Origin of the sequence: Bacillus sp. FSL W8-0920, from assembly GCF_038593215.1 — a bacterium.
GTDB classification, from domain to species: Bacteria; Bacillota; Bacilli; order Bacillales; family Bacillaceae; genus Bacillus; species Bacillus pumilus.
Genome location: NZ_CP151974.1, coordinates 172,763 through 190,089, shown reverse-complemented (window position 1 = coordinate 190,089; position 17,327 = coordinate 172,763). Strand labels below are relative to the sequence as shown.

At 43.0% G+C, this 17,327-nt stretch carries 14 protein-coding genes and 5 tRNA genes; 6 read left to right on the top strand and 13 right to left on the bottom strand.

Annotation, left to right across the window (positions count from 1 at the left end; genetic code table 11):
* Positions 1-251: 251 nt before the first annotated feature.
* The 11 genes from glmM to NSS78_RS01045 form a co-directional block, all read right to left on the bottom strand.
* Positions 252-1,598, bottom strand: a complete 1,347-nt coding sequence (gene glmM, locus NSS78_RS01095) for a phosphoglucosamine mutase (RefSeq protein ID WP_044139154.1) — start codon at positions 1,596-1,598, stop codon at positions 252-254.
* A gap of 25 nt (positions 1,599-1,623) precedes the next feature.
* A complete protein-coding gene (locus tag NSS78_RS01090) occupies positions 1,624-3,033 on the bottom strand; it encodes a YbbR-like domain-containing protein (RefSeq protein WP_137055135.1) in 1,410 nt (469 codons plus the stop codon).
* Entirely contained in the window at positions 3,026-3,847 is an 822-nt protein-coding gene (gene cdaA / locus NSS78_RS01085) for a diadenylate cyclase CdaA (RefSeq protein WP_003217057.1), read from the bottom strand. Before cdaA ends, NSS78_RS01090 begins: the two co-directional genes overlap by 8 nt.
* Positions 3,848-4,063: 216 nt before the next feature.
* A complete protein-coding gene (gene rsiW, locus NSS78_RS01080; RefSeq protein WP_034664492.1) occupies positions 4,064-4,690 on the bottom strand; it encodes an anti-sigma-W factor RsiW in 627 nt (208 codons plus the stop codon).
* 14 nt (positions 4,691-4,704) lie between these two features.
* Positions 4,705-5,268 carry an RNA polymerase sigma factor SigW gene (gene sigW, locus NSS78_RS01075; RefSeq protein ID WP_034664426.1) on the bottom strand — a complete coding sequence of 188 codons (564 nt, stop codon included), beginning with the start codon at positions 5,266-5,268 and terminating at the stop codon, positions 4,705-4,707.
* 183 nt (positions 5,269-5,451) lie between these two features.
* Positions 5,452-6,363, bottom strand: coding sequence for an arginase (gene rocF / locus NSS78_RS01070; protein WP_050943445.1), 912 nt, complete (start codon positions 6,361-6,363; stop codon positions 5,452-5,454).
* A 135-nt stretch (positions 6,364-6,498) separates the two neighbouring features.
* Positions 6,499-6,570, bottom strand: a tRNA-Gln gene (locus NSS78_RS01065).
* A 4-nt stretch (positions 6,571-6,574) separates the two neighbouring features.
* Positions 6,575-6,659 (bottom strand) — tRNA-Tyr (locus NSS78_RS01060).
* A 28-nt stretch (positions 6,660-6,687) separates the two neighbouring features.
* Positions 6,688-6,760: transfer RNA gene (locus tag NSS78_RS01055), tRNA-Thr, on the bottom strand.
* Positions 6,761-6,763: 3 nt separating this feature from the next.
* Positions 6,764-6,839 (bottom strand) — tRNA-Val (locus tag NSS78_RS01050).
* Between the two features lie 7 nt (positions 6,840-6,846).
* Positions 6,847-6,921 (bottom strand) — tRNA-Glu (locus NSS78_RS01045).
* A gap of 221 nt (positions 6,922-7,142) precedes the next feature.
* Here NSS78_RS01045 and murQ point away from each other — a divergent pair.
* From murQ to NSS78_RS01015, 6 genes are read left to right on the top strand one after another with little or no spacing between them, the layout of a single operon-like run.
* Entirely contained in the window at positions 7,143-8,054 is a 912-nt protein-coding gene (murQ, locus tag NSS78_RS01040) for an N-acetylmuramic acid 6-phosphate etherase (RefSeq protein WP_226804580.1), read from the top strand.
* Between the two features lie 14 nt (positions 8,055-8,068).
* On the top strand, positions 8,069-8,938 hold the full coding sequence (locus NSS78_RS01035; RefSeq protein ID WP_050943449.1) for a MurR/RpiR family transcriptional regulator: 870 nt from the start codon (positions 8,069-8,071) through the stop codon (positions 8,936-8,938).
* Positions 8,935-10,308: a PTS transporter subunit EIIC gene (locus NSS78_RS01030; protein WP_309216235.1), complete on the top strand. Its 1,374-nt coding sequence runs from the start codon at positions 8,935-8,937 to the stop codon at positions 10,306-10,308. Before NSS78_RS01035 ends, NSS78_RS01030 begins: the two co-directional genes overlap by 4 nt.
* A gap of 19 nt (positions 10,309-10,327) precedes the next feature.
* On the top strand, positions 10,328-11,683 hold the full coding sequence (gene pbp4b / locus NSS78_RS01025) for a penicillin binding protein PBP4B (protein ID WP_309216236.1): 1,356 nt from the start codon (positions 10,328-10,330) through the stop codon (positions 11,681-11,683).
* A 13-nt stretch (positions 11,684-11,696) separates the two neighbouring features.
* Complete coding sequence (locus NSS78_RS01020; protein ID WP_253621921.1) at positions 11,697-13,616, top strand: glycoside hydrolase family 3 protein; 1,920 nt, start codon at positions 11,697-11,699, stop codon at positions 13,614-13,616.
* Positions 13,617-13,627: 11 nt separating this feature from the next.
* Positions 13,628-14,875 (top strand): DUF1343 domain-containing protein, encoded by a 1,248-nt coding sequence (locus NSS78_RS01015; protein ID WP_342468266.1) that lies wholly within the window; start codon positions 13,628-13,630, stop codon positions 14,873-14,875.
* Positions 14,876-14,914: 39 nt separating this feature from the next.
* On the opposite strand, the gene NSS78_RS01010 is transcribed toward NSS78_RS01015, so the two are convergent.
* Together NSS78_RS01010 and hag are read right to left on the bottom strand one after the other, a co-directional pair.
* Complete coding sequence (locus NSS78_RS01010) at positions 14,915-15,880, bottom strand: bile acid:sodium symporter family protein (protein WP_309216240.1); 966 nt, start codon at positions 15,878-15,880, stop codon at positions 14,915-14,917.
* A 476-nt stretch (positions 15,881-16,356) separates the two neighbouring features.
* Positions 16,357-17,322 (bottom strand): flagellin Hag, encoded by a 966-nt coding sequence (gene hag / locus NSS78_RS01005; RefSeq protein ID WP_212046753.1) that lies wholly within the window; start codon positions 17,320-17,322, stop codon positions 16,357-16,359.
* Positions 17,323-17,327 lie beyond the last annotated feature (5 nt).

Sequence of the window (17,327 nt, the reverse complement as noted above, 5' to 3'; positions counted from 1 at the left end):
AACACAAGGATGATTGTACTATAAGGTCTGACCTCCGTCAATCACAATTTAGCCGGTGATCCCTTTCAAGAAAGTGAGACCTCCATACACTATATGCGATGAGGCTTGTCACGTTCTACCTTTGATGTGCTCTCCTATGTATGAAGACACAGTAAATTGCCCTCGCCTATAAGATTCGTACAAATCCATCCATTTATGACGTTTATTCGAAAAAAAAGCAAACCGCTGGTAGCGATTTGCTTTGCTATCTATTACTCAATACCCATTTCTTCCTTCACAACAGCGGTAATTCGAGTCACATATTCATCACATAGCTCTTTTGTTTTCGCCTCTGCCATGACACGTACAAGCGGCTCTGTTCCAGATGGACGAACAAGAATACGGCCGTCACCGTTCATCTCTTTTTCAACCTCTTGAATCACTGCTTTTACTTTTTCATTTTCTTCTACTTTATATTTATCAGACACTTTCACATTCACTAGAAGCTGCGGGAATTTCTCCATTTCAGCTGCTAGCTCTGACAATGTTTTTCCTGTTGCTTTGAGTGTGTTGACAAGCATGATCGCAGAAAGCATGCCATCACCTGTCGTATTGTAATCAAGGAAAATCAAGTGGCCTGATTGCTCACCGCCGACATTATACCCATCCTTTTTCATCGCTTCAACCACATAACGGTCACCAACAGCGGTTTGGATGCTCTTAATGCCTTGTTTCTCGAGCGCTTTATAGAAACCTAGGTTACTCATGACCGTAGACACGACGGTGTCATCCTTTAATCGGCCTTCGCCCTTCAAATAACGTGCACATATGTACATAATTTGATCGCCGTCTACAATATCACCTTTTTCATCGACAGCAATCAGACGGTCACCGTCACCATCAAACGCAAGACCAATATCTGCACCCTTCTCCTTCATAAAAGCAGAAAGCGCCTCTGGATGAGTTGAGCCTACACCATCATTGATATTCAATCCGTTTGGTGATGTTCCCATTGTGGACACATCCGCATCTAAATCCGCAAATAAATGTGTCGCTAGAGAAGAGGTTGCACCGTGTGCACAGTCAAGCGCCACGTGAATACCTGTGAAATCCTCGTCTGCTGTCTGCTTCAAGAATTGCAAGTATTTCTGACCGCCTTCGAAGTAGTCATTTACTGTTCCAAGATCCGCTCCAACTGGGCGTGGCAATTGATCGACCGGCTGATCCATCAGCTGCTCAATTTCATTCTCCTGTTCATCAGACAGCTTAAAGCCGTCACCGCCGAAGAATTTAATTCCGTTATCTTGAACTGGATTGTGAGAAGCAGAGATCATGACACCCGCTTCTGCGTCCATTGCTTTCGTTAAATAAGACACTCCAGGTGTTGAGATCACACCCAGACGCATTACTTCAGCCCCAATTGAAAGTAAGCCTGCAACGAGCGCTCCTTCTAACATATGACCGGATACACGTGTGTCTCGCCCAACGAGTACCTTTGGACGTTCTTTATCCTTCGTGAGCACATAGCCGCCAAATCTCCCAATTTTAAATGCGAGCTCTGGCGTTAATTCGCTATTCGCCACACCCCTTACACCATCAGTTCCAAAGTACTTGCCCATGTTTCAATCGCTCCTTTTTTACCATTCAAGAGGACGCTTCGTCCTCTTTTTTATCTTCTTTGATCCGCTGTCTTTGACTTGATTCTTTCTTTGCTTTATCTTGCGTGGATTCTTCTTTGCTTTTCTCTTCCTGATCATCGTCATCAGAAGATGGCTTCTTCTGATCATTTGTAGACGCTGGCTGATCTTCTGTCTCAGTAGAAGTCAATTTCACTTTGACCTTTGATCTCGATAATGTCCACGTCACATTTTGAGGACCGTTCACTTGAATTGTGACCTCATGTGTTCCTTCGTTCAAGTCCCCGACATTGATATAGGCTTCAACATCTGAAGCCTTTAGTTTATCAATCGCACTCTTTGATCCCTTTGCTGTTAACGTAAGCCGTCCAGAAGATGGGCTCACAAAATCAGAGGTGAGATCCTTGCTCAGACCTACGACAGAAATTGGTACATTATCGATCTTTTTTTCTTGAGCTGTAGCAACCTTCACTTTGATCTTCACCGTTTCGGGTGATACCTTTTTCACACCATCTGGCAGGGGAATATCGGCATCAATCTCCGTATCATCTTTGATCTTGCTTAGGTCCAGCTTGACGCCATCAATAAAATCAAGCGAATCCAGCACTTTTTGAGAGCCGTACACTGTGACCTCACTCGGGCTTGTCTCAATACTTGAGATACTGATCCCATCCGGCAAACTGCCAGTCCGCTCTATTTTAAACGGAACCTTTTTGCTTGGACTTGAGATGGGAACTGTAATATTCACAACAGACGGACTCAATTCGACTGGCAGCTCATTCCCACTGCTATCATACACAGTGAGCTTCGCTTCCTTTTCAATTTGCTGATCGACATCCTCTAGGTTCACAAATGCTTTAATGACAGAAATTTTGTCGATCACGTCTTTTGAACCTGTGACTGTGACTTTTTTCGGATTCACAATAGGCTGTTCAGGTGAATAGCCGTCTTTGATTTTATTTTGATTATAAAATTCGGTTTCAACAGGAAATTCTGCTGTTGTTTTTTCTTGTATCGTCACCGTCGTCACAGATGGGTTGATCGATAGCGTGAGTCCCTTTGATACATCTCTTGCCTTCAACTCCACTTTATGAGTACCTGTGGATAAATTCTGCATATCTGCATATATTTCAAAGTTCTTTGTTTGTCTTGCTGTTTTCACAGCACTCGTTGACCCTTTAATCGTCACATTGACTGTTTGCGGCACACCAGTGACGACGTACTTCTCGTCATCATAATACGCTTTAACAGGAATATCGGTTAAGGTCGCTTCATCTGTCGTCGATGTTGGGAAAAAGGATTCACCGATTTTTTTCGGCGTGGGCGCTTGCGCTGAATTGACTGCACCATACAGCAATAAAGCGAAGACCAATGCAAAAAGCTTTACGGCCCAGCGATTATTCAAAATCTTATCCATTTTTCTTGCCCCTCCAATACCATTTGGTCGAGGAAGCATCTTTGCTGTTCTTACTAAATTCAGCAATCAGCATTTCTTCAAGCGCTTCTTCTGTCAATTCTCGGTGGAGATCACCATTTCTCGCGACAGAAATGCCGCCTGTCTCCTCAGAAACGATGACGGTCAAGCTGTCTGTCACTTCGCTAATTCCGACTGCCGCCCGGTGACGCGTCCCTAGTTCCTTAGAGATAAAAGGACTTTCTGACAGCGGTAAATAACAAGCCGCAGCTGCAATCTCATCACGCTTCATAATGACAGCACCGTCATGAAGCGGTGTATTTGGAATGAAAATATTAATGAGCAGCTCTGAACTCACCTTTGCATTCAAAGGAATTCCAGTCTCTATGTAATCATTCATCCCAGTATCACGCTCAATTGTCAGCAGCGCGCCAATTCTGCGTTTTGCCATATAGTTAATTGCTTTTGTAATTGCCTCGATCGTTTTCTGCTGCTGTTCCTCTACAGGTGTCCCGCTTCTTGAGAAGAAACGGCCGCGCCCAAGCTGCTCAAGCGCTCTCCTTAGCTCTGGCTGAAAAATAATAATGATCGCAAGGAATCCCCACGTAATCGCTTGATCCATCAGCCATTGAAGTGTGTTAAGACCGAGATACGCACTTCCCATCCTGACGAGAACAATGACCACAATTCCCTTTAAAAGCTGAACCGCTTTTGTTCCGCGGATGACCATCATTAATTTATATATCACATACCAAACAACGAGAATATCAACAGCATTACCGAGGTACTGCAAAATAGGAATATCCCCTAAAGCCATTTCCTCGTCCTCCAGAATTTTCAGTTATTCTTCGTTTGATGCATTTTTGATAAAAAAAGAGCCTATGTGTAAATACATAGCGTGGCTATTATATCACATTTTGTTTCAGCAAGGAAAACAGTTGCCATATATGGCTGGCCTGCTAGCTCGCATACATTCTGACCTATAATATAGAAAAAGAGCAGCCCCTAAAGAGACTGCTCTCGACCCGTATAATTACTTTTGCTCCTCTGGTCCAATGACCCGCATCACATTTTGTGCTGTAGATTTCATTTTGTACCAAATCCAATCAAACACTTCATTAATTTCATTAATTTGACCAGTGACTTGTCCGGCAGAAGCAGTCAGCTGTTCCCCATTGACGACGGTGACATTTCCATCAACCTTGCCTTCTACAATCAGCTTGCCATTTTTGACAGTGACATCACCTTTTACGGTTTCCCCTTTAGGTACGGTCACTGTATCATTTACAACGACGAGATTCGGCTGCTTCGACACACTGAAATTATGATCCGTATTCCAGCTTGTAAACAGACTGCCTCCCATCAAAATGAGAAAGAGGGCAGCGGCCACCATCAGCGGATGAGCTTTGATCCATCTTTGAACCGACACACGCTTTTTTTCCTTTGGAAGACCTGCCATCACCTTTGCAGTGAAATCAGTCGGTGCTTCTATATGAGATGTACTCTGCACAAGCGCGATGGATTTCTCAATTTGTTGAAAATGAGTACGGCACTCCTCACACGATTGCAGATGGCTTTTTAATTCTTTTTCGTCTTGGGGCTCAATGTCCCCGTCTAAATACTGATGCATAAGCAGGACGATTTTTTCCTGACAGCTCATCAAAATCACCTCACTCAAAGGTCTCTCAACTGTTTCCGGAGAGCCTCTCTACCCCTGTGTATTCTCGTTTTCACCGTACCAACAGGTATATTTAGAATCTCACTAATTTCTTTTAACGAGAGTTCATCAATATACTTTAATACGATGACCGAACGATATTTATCGGGTAATCTTAGAATTTTTTGCTGAATGGTACTCGATAATTCAAGAGACACCACCTCTTCCTCTGGCAAAATGCCATCAGCAGCAATTTGAGAATACATATTCAATCCTTCTGTTCCTGCCACCTCTGCATCTAAATAATAATCCGGCTTTTTTTTGCGAATACGATCGATGGTCAGGTTGGTTGCAATGCGGTACAGCCACGTAGAAAACTTACGATTCACATCAAAGCTTTCAATATTCACATAGGCACGAATAAACGCCTCCTGTGCAATATCCTCTGCTTCGTGTGCATTCCCAAGCATACGGTAGCACAGCTGATAAATTTTGTCTTTATACAGGTCTACGATGTCTGCAAATGCGTTCTGGTCGCCTTTTTTCACTTGCTTAATTCTCTTTTTAATCATTGTGTCCATAGTATATTCAACCTCTGCCTTCACCGGTCTTTATGTATACGAACCTCTTTCCAAAAGGTTTCATTCTCCTCTAAAAAATAGTGTAACAAATTTTTGACAGCGTGTTACGCATATCCACTGGTAAAAACCTTAATATATCCTTAAATTTTCCGAAAATAAAAAAGAACGGGAACAAATCCCGCTCTACAATAGTTTTTCGCCCATTAACGATCCAATTAATGCAACAGCTGCTTCGGCTGTTTTATTTTTTTCATCCAAAACCGGGTTCACCTCAACAAATTCAGCTGAAGTCAAAATACCGGCTTCTTCTAAAAGCTCCATAGCAAGATGACTCTCCCGGTAGCTAATGCCGCCTGCCACAGGAGTTCCTACACCAGGACACTCGGCTGGATCTAATCCATCTAAATCAAGAGACAGGTGGACACCATCTGTTCTTTCCTTTAAATATGCAATCGCTTCCTCCATCACCCTTGTCATCCCTAAACGATCTATTTCATGCATCGTATACACTTTAATGCCTTTATCTCTAATCAACGCCCGCTCTCCTTCATCTAAGGATCGAGCACCAATTAAAACAACATTCTCAGGCTTCAATTTTGGAGAATAGCCGCCAATGTTCGTTAAATCCGCATGGCCAAGGCCAAGACTGACTGCAAGCGGCATACCATGTATATTTCCAGAAGGAGAGGTTTCCTCTGTATTTAAATCACCGTGTGCATCATACCAAATGACACCTAAGTTTTCATAGTGCTTGGATACACCAGCAAGTGTGCCAATGGCAATGCTATGATCACCGCCTAAAATGAGCGGGAATGAGCCTGATTGCACAATACTGTCAACCTTCTCAGCCAGCAGCTGATTCGCACCAGCATTCTCCGTTAAGTTTTTTAGCTTTTCACTTGTATATAAACCTTTTTCATCATCTCTTTGTTCAACCGGAATATCCCCGAGATCCTCCACATCAAATGAAAGCGATTCCAATTTTTCTTTTACGCCTGCACACCGAATCGCACTTGGTCCCATATCGACGCCCCTTCTCATTTGACCCAAATCCATCGGAACCCCGACAAGCGTGACCTTCTTTTGATCTCCCATATGTACATCCCCTTTCCGTTCATGCTTATATTTTACTTTCTCGGTGCCTTCTGACTCAACTCAACAATATTTTGAATAGTTATACATTCCGCCTGCCAACATAAAAAAGACACCTTTTTGAAAAAGGTGTCTTAACTGGGCTAGCTGGATTCGAACCAACGCATGACGGAGTCAAAGTCCGTTGCCTTACCGCTTGGCTATAGCCCAAGAATGGTGGAGGGGGGCGGATTCGAACCGCCGAACCCGGAGGGAGCGGATTTACAGTCCGCCGCGTTTAGCCACTTCGCTACCCCTCCACATATGAAATTGATAAAGAAAAAACAGTGCCGGCAAGAGGACTTGAACCCCCAACCTACTGATTACAAGTCAGTTGCTCTACCAGTTGAGCTACACCGGCATATGGTGGAGGATGACGGGCTCGAACCGCCGACCCTCTGCTTGTAAGGCAGATGCTCTCCCAGCTGAGCTAATCCTCCACATCAATGGTGACCCGTACGGGATTCGAACCCGTGTTACCGCCGTGAAAGGGCGGTGTCTTAACCGCTTGACCAACGGGCCAATTTGTCAAGTTTGACTGTTTCCGTGAAGCTGACAAAAGTTATTATATACAGGTTGTCCCCCTTTTGTAAAGGGGATTTTTATTTTTTTTATTTTCTAACTATTTACCTTTGATTAGCACCACTTTTTCACTGAAATATAATTTCAGTATTTAAATATAATGTTGAAATTTCATATCATACTGAATATACTGAAAATGAAGAAATAAGGAGGAATGTCGCATGCAGCCATCTCAATTGCGTTCTTTGACAACAGAATCAAGAAATCCTAACACAATGGGAATATCACAAGCAGATCCACTCGAAATGCTCCAAATGATTAATGAAGAAGATATGAAGGTCGCTCAAGCAGTCAACCGTGTCCTACCACATATCAAAACAGCAAGTGACTTCGCCTATGAATCCATCTCAAATGGGGGCAGACTCGTTTATTTAGGGGCCGGGACAAGCGGCAGACTAGGCGTGATGGATGCTGTCGAATGTCCCCCTACCTATAGTGTCTCACCTGATGTGATTGTCGGCATCATGGCAGGCGGAGACTCTGCTTTTTCACATGCTGCCGAAGATGTGGAAGACAGTGAAGAAGCCGGCAAACAGGATTTAGTACACATTCACCTGACATCAAAAGATACAGTCGTCGGTATCGCCGCCAGCGGTAGGACACCCTACATCATCGGCGCTTTAAACTACGCTAAATCCATCGGCGCAAAAACAGTAGCCCTCAGCTGTAATGAACAAGCAAAAATTAGCGAACTGGCAGACTGCGCCATTGAAGTCATTGTAGGACCTGAAGCCATCACCGGGTCAACACGAATGAAAGCCGCATCCGCTCATAAAATGATTTTAAATATGCTTTCCACCTCTGTCATGATCAGACAAGGAAAAGTATATGAAAACCTGATGGTTGATGTAAAAGTCAGCAATCATAAATTAAAAGAACGCGCCATCACCATCATTCAACATGTGACAAACGCTCCCTACGAACAAGCCGTGAAAACGCTTGAAGCGGCAGACTTAGAAGTCAAAACTGCCATCGTCATGCTCCAAACAAACACAGATAAGAAAACAGCCAAGGATTTGCTCAACAAAACGAATGGTCATATCGACAAAGCCATCTCACACCATCAATCCTAAAGGAGGCAGAGCTCATGTCAGCAGGTGGACTCACCCTACTACACACAATGAAAGCAAAGCTCCCCCAATCTGAAAAAATCATTGCAGACTATATCCTTGCCCATCCTGACAAAGTCATTAAAAGCACAGTACATGAGATCAGTCAGGCAGCCGGTGCAAGCAGCTCTGCAGTCATCCGCCTTTGTAAATCTCTCGGTCTAGATGGCTATCACGATTTAAAAATGCGAATCGCTGGAGACTTGATGCATAACGATAAACAAGGCTACCGTGACATCGAACAAGATGAACCAATTCAGTCCATTATTCAAAAAACAGCAGGAAACTCGATTCAATCGATTAAGGATACTGCTTCTATTTTAAATGCAGATGCGTTAGAAAAGGCTGTTCAATTACTGCTGCATGCAAACCAAATCCATTTTATCGGCGTCGGTGCATCTGGCATCGTCGCAGCGGATGCCCAGCAGAAATTTCTCAGAATCAATTATGCAGCGACTGCCTTCACTGACATGCACATCGCATCAACGGTTATCGCAAATGCAGGAAAGAATGACATCGTGTTCGGTATATCCTTTTCAGGAGAAACGTTAGACATCATTCAAGCCCTTCAGCTCGCAAAAGACAATCAAGTCAAAACCATTGCCTTGACGCATCCAGGTCAAACAAGCGTTTCTGCCTTATGTGACGTTCACCTATCGACGTCCGGTTCCAATGAAGCACCTTTTCGCAGTGCAGCCACTTCCTCTAGAATGGCACAGCTCTACTTAATTGATGTCTTGTTCCTCAGCTTAGCTTCCCGTCAATATGAAGAGACAGCGCAATATATTGACAAAACAAGACATGCCATCCGCTCCATGAAACGAAAAACAAAGGGGGATTCAACATGAGTCATCAAACGAAATATCAGCAGTTGGCGAAAGACATTCTTTCTCTCTGTGGTGGTTCTGAAAACATTTCTTCCCATACACATTGTATGACGCGTCTCCGAATTACACCGATTGACAATGAACAAGTTCAGATCAATGCAATCAAAGAACTCGATGGCGTCATTGGAGTCGTCGAGGCAGAAATGCTGCAAATTATCTTAGGTACTGGTGTCGTCAACCAAGTATCAAGTGCATTTGAACAACTGCTAAATGCCTCTGGCTCCTATGATTTAAACAACGAAGCACAAAAAAACAAGCAAGCCATTTCACAAAAGAACCGCACACCGTTCAAGCTGTTCTTGCGACGAATTGCCAGCATTTTCATTCCTATCATTCCAGCACTCGTTGCATCAGGTCTTATTACAGGGATTACAAAAGCAATCGTGCAAGCGGGCTGGCTTGATGAAAAATCTCAAGCGGCGATCATTTTAACCGTTATTGGTTCAGGCTTGTTCGCATATCTCGGTATATTAGTCGGAACAAATGCCGCAAAGGAGTTTGGGGGCTCTCCTGCATTAGGCGCATTAGCTGGTATCCTCATTATTAATCCAGCCTCCGCAGATATTATGCTATTTGGCACAAATATTCTACCAGGCAGAGGCGGTCTCATCGGTGTTCTTCTAGCTGCCATCTTTATGGCGCTTGTGGAAACAAGAATCAGACGCTTCGTCCCGCAATCACTTGATATCATCGTCACACCAACCATCACACTACTTATTACAGGCATTTTTACGTACGTTGTCTTCATGCCAGTCGGCGGATTTATATCTGATGCCATTACCTCAGGATTAACTTATCTATTAAATATGGGCGGAATCTTCGCTGGATTTATTCTTGGTGCGACCTTCCTTCCACTTGTTGTAACAGGACTTCACCAAGGACTGACACCGATTCATATGGAACTCATCAATTCCATAGGAGATGACCCGCTTTTGCCGATTCTCGCTATGGGCGGTGCAGGACAGGTAGGTGCCGCATTCGCCATTTATATGAAAACAAAAAAGAAAAAACTCAAAAGGGCCATCGCAGGTGGACTTCCTTCAGGGATGCTCGGCATTGGTGAACCACTCATTTTCGGTGTCACACTCCCACTAGGACGACCATTTCTCACCGCTTGTCTTGGCGCTGGAATCGGCGGAGCATTTCAAGCCTACTTCCAAATTGCAACGAAGGCGATTGGTGTATCAGGTCTCCCATTAACCTTTATTGTTCACACACATCAAATGCTTCTTTACTTAATCGGACTCTTTATTGCATATGTCGCTGGATTTATTTTCACCTACTTATTTGGTTTTCATGATGATATGGCTGTTGAATTTGAGGAAAAATAAGCAATAGGAGGTCTAACTCTTGAAGAAATACTTTCTCTTAATGACAAGTCTGCTCATGCTCCTTGGATTACCAGCACAAACATTTGCAACTAGCTCCCATCCTGTATCGTCTTTGTCTAAAACAGCACCTGAAGAATATCCCGTCTTAAAAAAGGCAAAACGACCGGAACAAGTTGGTTTTTCTTCTAGGCAGCTTAGGAAGGTTGATCACATGATTCAAAACGATATCAAAGCAGGGTTTCCAGGAGCCGCACTCATCATTATCAAAGACGGAAAAATCGTCCATCAAAAAGCCTATGGCTACAGGCAAAAATACGAAGGCACAACGGAACTCAAATCCTATAAGAAAATGAAAAAGAACACTCTGTTCGACTTAGCATCCAACACCAAAATGTATGCGACCAACTATGCCCTGCAAAAGCTTGTCTACGAGAAAAAACTGAATGTGAATGAAAAAATACAAGCCATCCTGCCAGATTTTAAAGATGAACCAGATGCAAAGGTAACCGGCAAAGATCAGCTCCGTATAAAAGATCTTCTGACCCATTCTGCCGGACTCCCTTCCAGTGTCTTATTTTATAGCAAAGAAGCAGCCGGCACCTTTTTCTCTCAAGATAGAAAGACAACGATGAAATGGCTGCCGAAGGTGCCTCTGCAATACAAACCAGGCACCCAGCACATTTATAGTGACATTGATTACATGCTGTTAGGCATGATCATTGAGAAAAAAACAGGCATGCCTCTTGATCAATATGTAGAGTCGACAATCTATCGGCCGCTAGGTCTCAAACACACAATGTTCAATCCACTGCAAAAAGGATTCAAACCGAGGCATTTTGCAGCAACCGAACGTTTAGGTAATTCGCGAGATGGTGTCATTGATTTTGAAAACATTCGCAGATACACCCTGCTAGGCGAAGTCCATGATGAAAAAGCATATTACTCAATGGCAGGAATTTCTGGTCATGCTGGACTTTTCTCTAACATATCAGACATGGCCGTGCTGCTCCAGCTCATGCTGAACAAAGGAGGTTATGGAAAAACAACCATCTTTGATCAAGCTTCTATCGATCTCTTTACAGCCTCTTCTGAGACAAACCCAACATACGGGCTAGGCTGGCGAAAAAACGGTCATACTGACATGGAATGGATGTTTGGAAAATATGCAAGTAACGAAGCCTATGGACATACTGGCTGGACCGGAACGATGACATTGATTGATCCAAAACATAATCTAGGTATCGTCTTGCTGACAAATAAGAAACATTCGCCTGTCGTTTCACCTGAAACCAACCCAAATCAATTTGAAGGTGACCTTTTCCCAACTGGCACTTATGGAAGCATCATGACCGCAATCTACGAATCTTTTAAGTAAAAGGAGGAATTCGATGTTAAAAGCACTTTTCCCCGCTGCTTTGGTTTTAGCTCTGCTAACCTCTTCCATTCCAACGGAAAAGGTTAGCTCTGCCCCTCTTTCAACCGCAAAACAAATGGTACAAAACATGTCTTTGGATGAAAAGATAGGTCAAATGCTTATGCCAGACTTTCGTAATTGGCAAACAAAAGATGAATCCGCACCTACAGGCTTAACAAAGATGAATAAAGAAGTATCCCATCTTGTAGAAAAATATCATCTAGGCGGTGTCATCTTATTTGCGGAGAATGTCGTTGATACGAAACAAACCGTCAAACTCACCCATGAATTTCAAAAAGCATCACCAAAGATTCCATTACTCATTTCAATTGATCAAGAAGGTGGAATCGTCACAAGATTACAAAAGGGAACACATTTCCCAGGAAATATGTCGATTGGTGCCTCTAGAAGCACGAAAAATGCATACGACACAGGGAAAATCATCGGTAAGGAATTAAACGCACTAGGGATCAATACAAACTTCTCTCCTGTGCTAGATGTGAATAATAACCCAAACAACCCCGTCATTGGTGTCCGTTCCTTTAGCTCTGACCCTGCCCTTGTCACAAGGCTTGGCCTTCAAACCATGAAGGGACTTCAAAAGGAGAAGACGATTTCGACACTAAAGCATTTCCCGGGACATGGTGATACAGCCGTCGATAGTCACTACGGCTTGCCGCTCGTAGAACATGATCTAGATCGTTTAAAAAAAGTTGAACTCTATCCATTTCAACAAGCCATCAACGCTGGTGCGGATATGGTCATGACCGCTCATGTTCAATTTCCCGCCATTGATGATACAACATATAAAAGCAAAAAAGATGGCGAGAACATTATGGTTCCAGCAACCTTATCGAAAAAAGTCATCACACACTTATTAAAAGAAGAGATGGGCTTTCAAGGTGTTGTCGTAACAGACGCCCTAAATATGAAAGCGATTGCAGATAACTTCGGACAGGAAGAAGCCGTAGTGATGGCCATTAAGGCTGGCGTCGACATCGCCCTCATGCCAGCACCAGTCACCTCTCTTAAAACTGAGAAAAACCTTGAGAATGTGTTCAATGCTGTAAAACAGGCAATTGTAAAGAAAGAAATTCCGATGTCTCAAATCAACGAATCTGTTGAAAAAATTCTTCAATTGAAGATCAAACGAGGCATCATTTCTTCCAAAAAACCTATCACCCTTGAGAAAAAAATCAAAAAAGCCACTCAAGTCGTTGGGAAAAAATCGCACCGGAAAGCAGAACAAAAAATGGCGCGTGAAGGGATCACCCTGCTTAAAAACAACGATAAGACCCTACCCTTCAAGCCTAAAAAGAATGATAAAATCTTGGTCATGGCACCTTACGAAGATCAAACAAAAGCCATGTCTGTCACAATTGACTCTCTGATCAAACAAAAAAAGATTAAACCTGTACGTATCCAATCATATGCTTTTGCGGATAAGACCTTCAACAAAGAAACAGCCAGACTCATACAAGATGCTGACTATGTGATTACCGGCTCATACGTTGTCCAAAATGATCCAGCTGTGAATGATGGTGTGATTGATGACAATGTACAGGACCCGAAAAAATGGGCTACTGCTTTCCCGCGTGCTGTCATGAAAGAAGCTGCAGCACAAAACAAAAAAATGGTCATCATGAGCCTAAGAAACCCTTACGATGCTGCAAATTTTGAGGAGGCGGATGCCTTACTAGCTGTTTACGGTTTTAAGGGCTACTCAAACGGACAATTCAACCAGCCAAATATTCCTGCTGGGTTAGAAGTTATATTTGGCACTGCATCACCTAAAGGCAAACTGCCTGTAGATATCCCATCTGTCACTCATCAAAATCAAACCCTATATCCATTCGGCTATGGACTCAACTTGAAAGGGAAACAGATCAAATAGGAGGGATTCTCTTGAAAAAAACAGCAAGCTTCATACTCGCAAGCATTCTCATTATGAGCACATTGACCGCCGCCTCCCCCGCAAGCCAAGAACGAACAGATACAAAAGGAAAAAAAGCAGCAGTCAAAACAGGGATTGAAACACTACTCTCAGGCAACCTTTCATGGTTAAAAGGGAAAAGGGTCGGCCTCATTACGAACCCAACTGGTATTGATGCAAATATGAAAAGCAGTGTCGATCTCCTATTTGAGCATCCAAATATTAAGCTTACTGCTCTATATGGACCTGAACATGGTGTGCGCGGCGATGCACAAGCAGGAGAAGGCGTCGAATCCTATACCGATGAAAAAACAGGTCTTCCTGTTTACTCCCTCTATGGAAAAACAAGAAAACCAACGCCTGACATGCTCAAAAATGTAGATGTCTTGCTGTTTGATATCCAAGATGTTGGCACTCGTTATTACACCTATATTTACACGATGGCCTATGCGATGGAGGCCGCTAAAGAAAACAACATTCCCTTTGTTGTCCTAGACCGTCCAAACCCTATTGGCGGACTAAAAGTAGAAGGCCCTGTATTAGAACCTGAGCACGCTTCATTTGTAGGGCTCTATCCAATACCATTAAGACATGGGATGACCACTGGTGAACTAGCAACATTCTTTAACAAAGAGTTTCATATCAATGCTGATGTCACAGTCATCAAAATGAAAAATTGGAAGCGTTCCATGACGTTTGATGACACGAAGCTACCGTTCGTCCTTCCTTCACCTAACATGCCGACAGCGGATAGTACCTTTGTATATCCCGCCACAGGATTAATTGAAGGCACAAATGTCTCTGAAGGCAGAGGAACAACAAAACCGTTCGAGCTCATTGGCGCTCCGTATATCAATAGCAATGAGCTAGCAGATCATCTAAATCAATTAAAACTAAAGGGTGTGAAATTTAGACCCGTATCATTCACCCCCACTTTTTCTAAACATGCAGGGAAGCTATCACACGGTGTGCAGCTATACGTCACAGACCGCTCTTCATTCGAAGCGGTAAAAACAGGATTATCCATCATTAAAGCCATACATGATTTATATCCAAAAGACTTTGAGTTCCTTCAAACAGGCAGCTTTGATAAACTCATCGGGAATGATTGGATCAAAGAAGAAATCAACCAAGGTACTTCTGTCAAACACCTCATGAAGCGTTATCATCACGACCTCAAATCGTTCGAAAAGAAACGGAAGAAATATCTCATCTATTAATTCGCAAAAAGACCTCCATCTCATAGGATGGAGGTCTTTTCATGATAAAGATTTAGTCACAGCAGGTGCCTTCAGCTCAAATCGATTGAGTAAAAAACCAAACAAGGCAGCAAGTACTTGCTGAAACAGCATGCCAATCACAACAGGGACAGCAACAGCAGGCGGGAAAAAGCTAATAGCAAGCACAGCCCCAGCACTAATATTTCTCATGCCGCCTGTATACACAATGGCCACAATTTCCCCTTGAGTACATTTCATCACCTTTCCAATCAACCACGCAAAAGCATACCCACTCATCGCAATGAAAAAGACAGTCGCTGCTTTGCTAAAAAATGCAGCATCCAGTTCACGCAAATATGGGGCGACAACAGAACTGTTAATCGATACGACAACAAACAAGCCTAATTTTGAAAAAGGAGCCAGGGTCTGACTCATTGTTTTCGTCACCGATGGCTTTGCATACTGACGAACAAGCATCCCTAAAATAGAGGGCAGCACCACCATACCGAACAGCCCTTTCATGATCGCCACCATGTCCATATGGACCTGTGTACCGACGAAAAGTGACAAGCTTACTGGAACAATCAATGGCGAAAGCAATGTATCAATTAAAATGATAGATAGCGTTAATCCGACATTCCCTTTATACATCGCCGCCCATATTAAACTAGACACACCTGTTGGAATCACCATCGCAAGAGTCAAACCGGTGATCGTCATAGAATCGCCCGCAAATATCAAATGCCCCGCTGACCAAGCATAAAAAGGCATCAGCACATGCAAAATCATAAACGATAAAATCAAAGGCAATGGGTGCATTACCGTATGCTTTAAAGCCGAAAAAGTAGAAGACAAACTCCCTGCAAAGGTCATAACAGCAAATACCCATGGCACCAAAAACGTAAAATCCTTTAAATAGGCCGCCAATAAAACACCGAATAACACACTAATAGGCGTAATAAGCGGCATCATCCGGCCGAGCACTTGGTTCAAACGCACAAGCATGCCGGCCACCTCCATCCTTCACTTTCTTACCTTTTCTATTGTAACAAACAGAAAGAACTTATTAAGAACCATTCGCCTGTTTCACAAGATTTCGACTTTGTGTATCCATTCCAACTACGTCTACTTGTACGCCAGCTGATTACACGTTCTATCGCTGGAGATCTTTCCCTGATGAACACTTGGATGAAGCGTCTTTTAGAACGATCAATCAAATGAAACATCGAATTGAATAAAGACAAACAAAAAAACCCCTATATAAAGGGGCTTTTAGATTGTTGACAAAGTGCTAAAATGATTTTGATTTTAGCACTTTGTCTTCTTTTTTCAGCGTGATAGAAAACCTTTGAAGTCTAGGAAGGGCAGCTACTTTTGCGGAGCAAATTGAACATTCGTGAGCACCAGCGCGCAGACCTGACAACGAATGCGAGGGTTTGTCTACACGCTGAAAGCCCCTATATAAAGGGGCTTTTGGTTTATTAACGTAATAATTGAAGTACGTTTTGTGGCTGTTGATTCGCTTGTGCAAGCATAGCTTGAGAAGCTTGAGAAAGAATGTTGTTCTTAGTGAATTCACTCATTTCTTTAGCCATGTCAACGTCACGAATACGAGACTCAGCAGCAGTTAAGTTTTCAGCAGATGCACCCAAGTTGTTAATAGTGTGCTCTAGACGGTTTTGTACTGCACCAAGTTTTCCACGTTGAGCAGATACTTGGTTAATAGCTGCATCAACAATACTTAGTTGAGTATCAAAACCAACATCAGTAGCATCTGCTGCATTATCAGCAAACTTTCTTACATCGATGTCTTTAATAGCTTGATTCGCTACAATCCCATTAGCATCTTTAACTCCCAATGCATCTGTACTCATTTTATCAATATGAACTGAAATTTGTTGAGTTGCGTTAGCACCGATTTGGAACACTAAAGCATTACCACTTGCTGGGACTGCAGGTGTACCGTTATCATCTGGATCATCTGGATCTCCCGGAATTGCCGGTGTTCCTGGGGTTCCTTTAAACGTACCATCTAATAATTTTTTACCGTTAAACTCTGTACGATTTGAAATTCCATCTACTTCTTCTTGTAAAGCTTCAATTTCATCTTGGATAGATTGAAGGTCAGACTCTTTATCCTGCGTACCAGTGTTTCCAGCTTGAACCACTAGTTCACGTACACGTTGAAGGATCGAGTGAGTTTCAGTCAATGCACCCTCAGCTGTTTGGATAAGAGAGATACCGTCCTGTGCGTTTTTAGATGCCATTTCTAATCCGCGGATTTGTCCACGCATTTTCTCAGAGATGGCAAGACCAGCTGCGTCATCTCCTGCACGGTTGATTTTGAGACCAGAAGAAAGCTTCTCCATGTTCTTTTGGCTCGCACCGTTGTTTGCAGATAAACGGTTTAAAGTGTTAAGTGCTGCGATGTTGTGGTTAATTCTCATTTCTT

Bases quoted from the DNA above. Each gene is read 5' to 3' on its own strand.
- cdaA (WP_003217057.1), bottom strand. From the start codon at position 3,847: ATGGCTTTAGGGGATATTCCTATTTTGCAGTACCTCGGTAATGCTGTT.
- rsiW (WP_034664492.1), bottom strand. From the start codon at position 4,690: ATGAGCTGTCAGGAAAAAATCGTCCTGCTTATGCATCAGTATTTAGAC.
- glmM (WP_044139154.1), bottom strand. From the start codon at position 1,598: ATGGGCAAGTACTTTGGAACTGATGGTGTAAGGGGTGTGGCGAATAGC.
- sigW (WP_034664426.1), bottom strand. From the start codon at position 5,268: ATGGACACAATGATTAAAAAGAGAATTAAGCAAGTGAAAAAAGGCGAC.
- NSS78_RS01035 (WP_050943449.1), top strand. From the start codon at position 8,069: ATGTCAGCAGGTGGACTCACCCTACTACACACAATGAAAGCAAAGCTC.
- NSS78_RS01090 (WP_137055135.1), bottom strand. From the start codon at position 3,033: ATGGATAAGATTTTGAATAATCGCTGGGCCGTAAAGCTTTTTGCATTG.
- NSS78_RS01030 (WP_309216235.1), top strand. From the start codon at position 8,935: ATGAGTCATCAAACGAAATATCAGCAGTTGGCGAAAGACATTCTTTCT.
- rocF (WP_050943445.1), bottom strand. From the start codon at position 6,363: ATGGGAGATCAAAAGAAGGTCACGCTTGTCGGGGTTCCGATGGATTTG.
- murQ (WP_226804580.1), top strand. From the start codon at position 7,143: ATGCAGCCATCTCAATTGCGTTCTTTGACAACAGAATCAAGAAATCCT.
- NSS78_RS01020 (WP_253621921.1), top strand. From the start codon at position 11,697: ATGTTAAAAGCACTTTTCCCCGCTGCTTTGGTTTTAGCTCTGCTAACC.
- hag (WP_212046753.1), bottom strand. From the start codon at position 17,322: ATGAGAATTAACCACAACATCGCAGCACTTAACACTTTAAACCGTTTA.
- NSS78_RS01010 (WP_309216240.1), bottom strand. From the start codon at position 15,880: ATGCTTGTGCGTTTGAACCAAGTGCTCGGCCGGATGATGCCGCTTATT.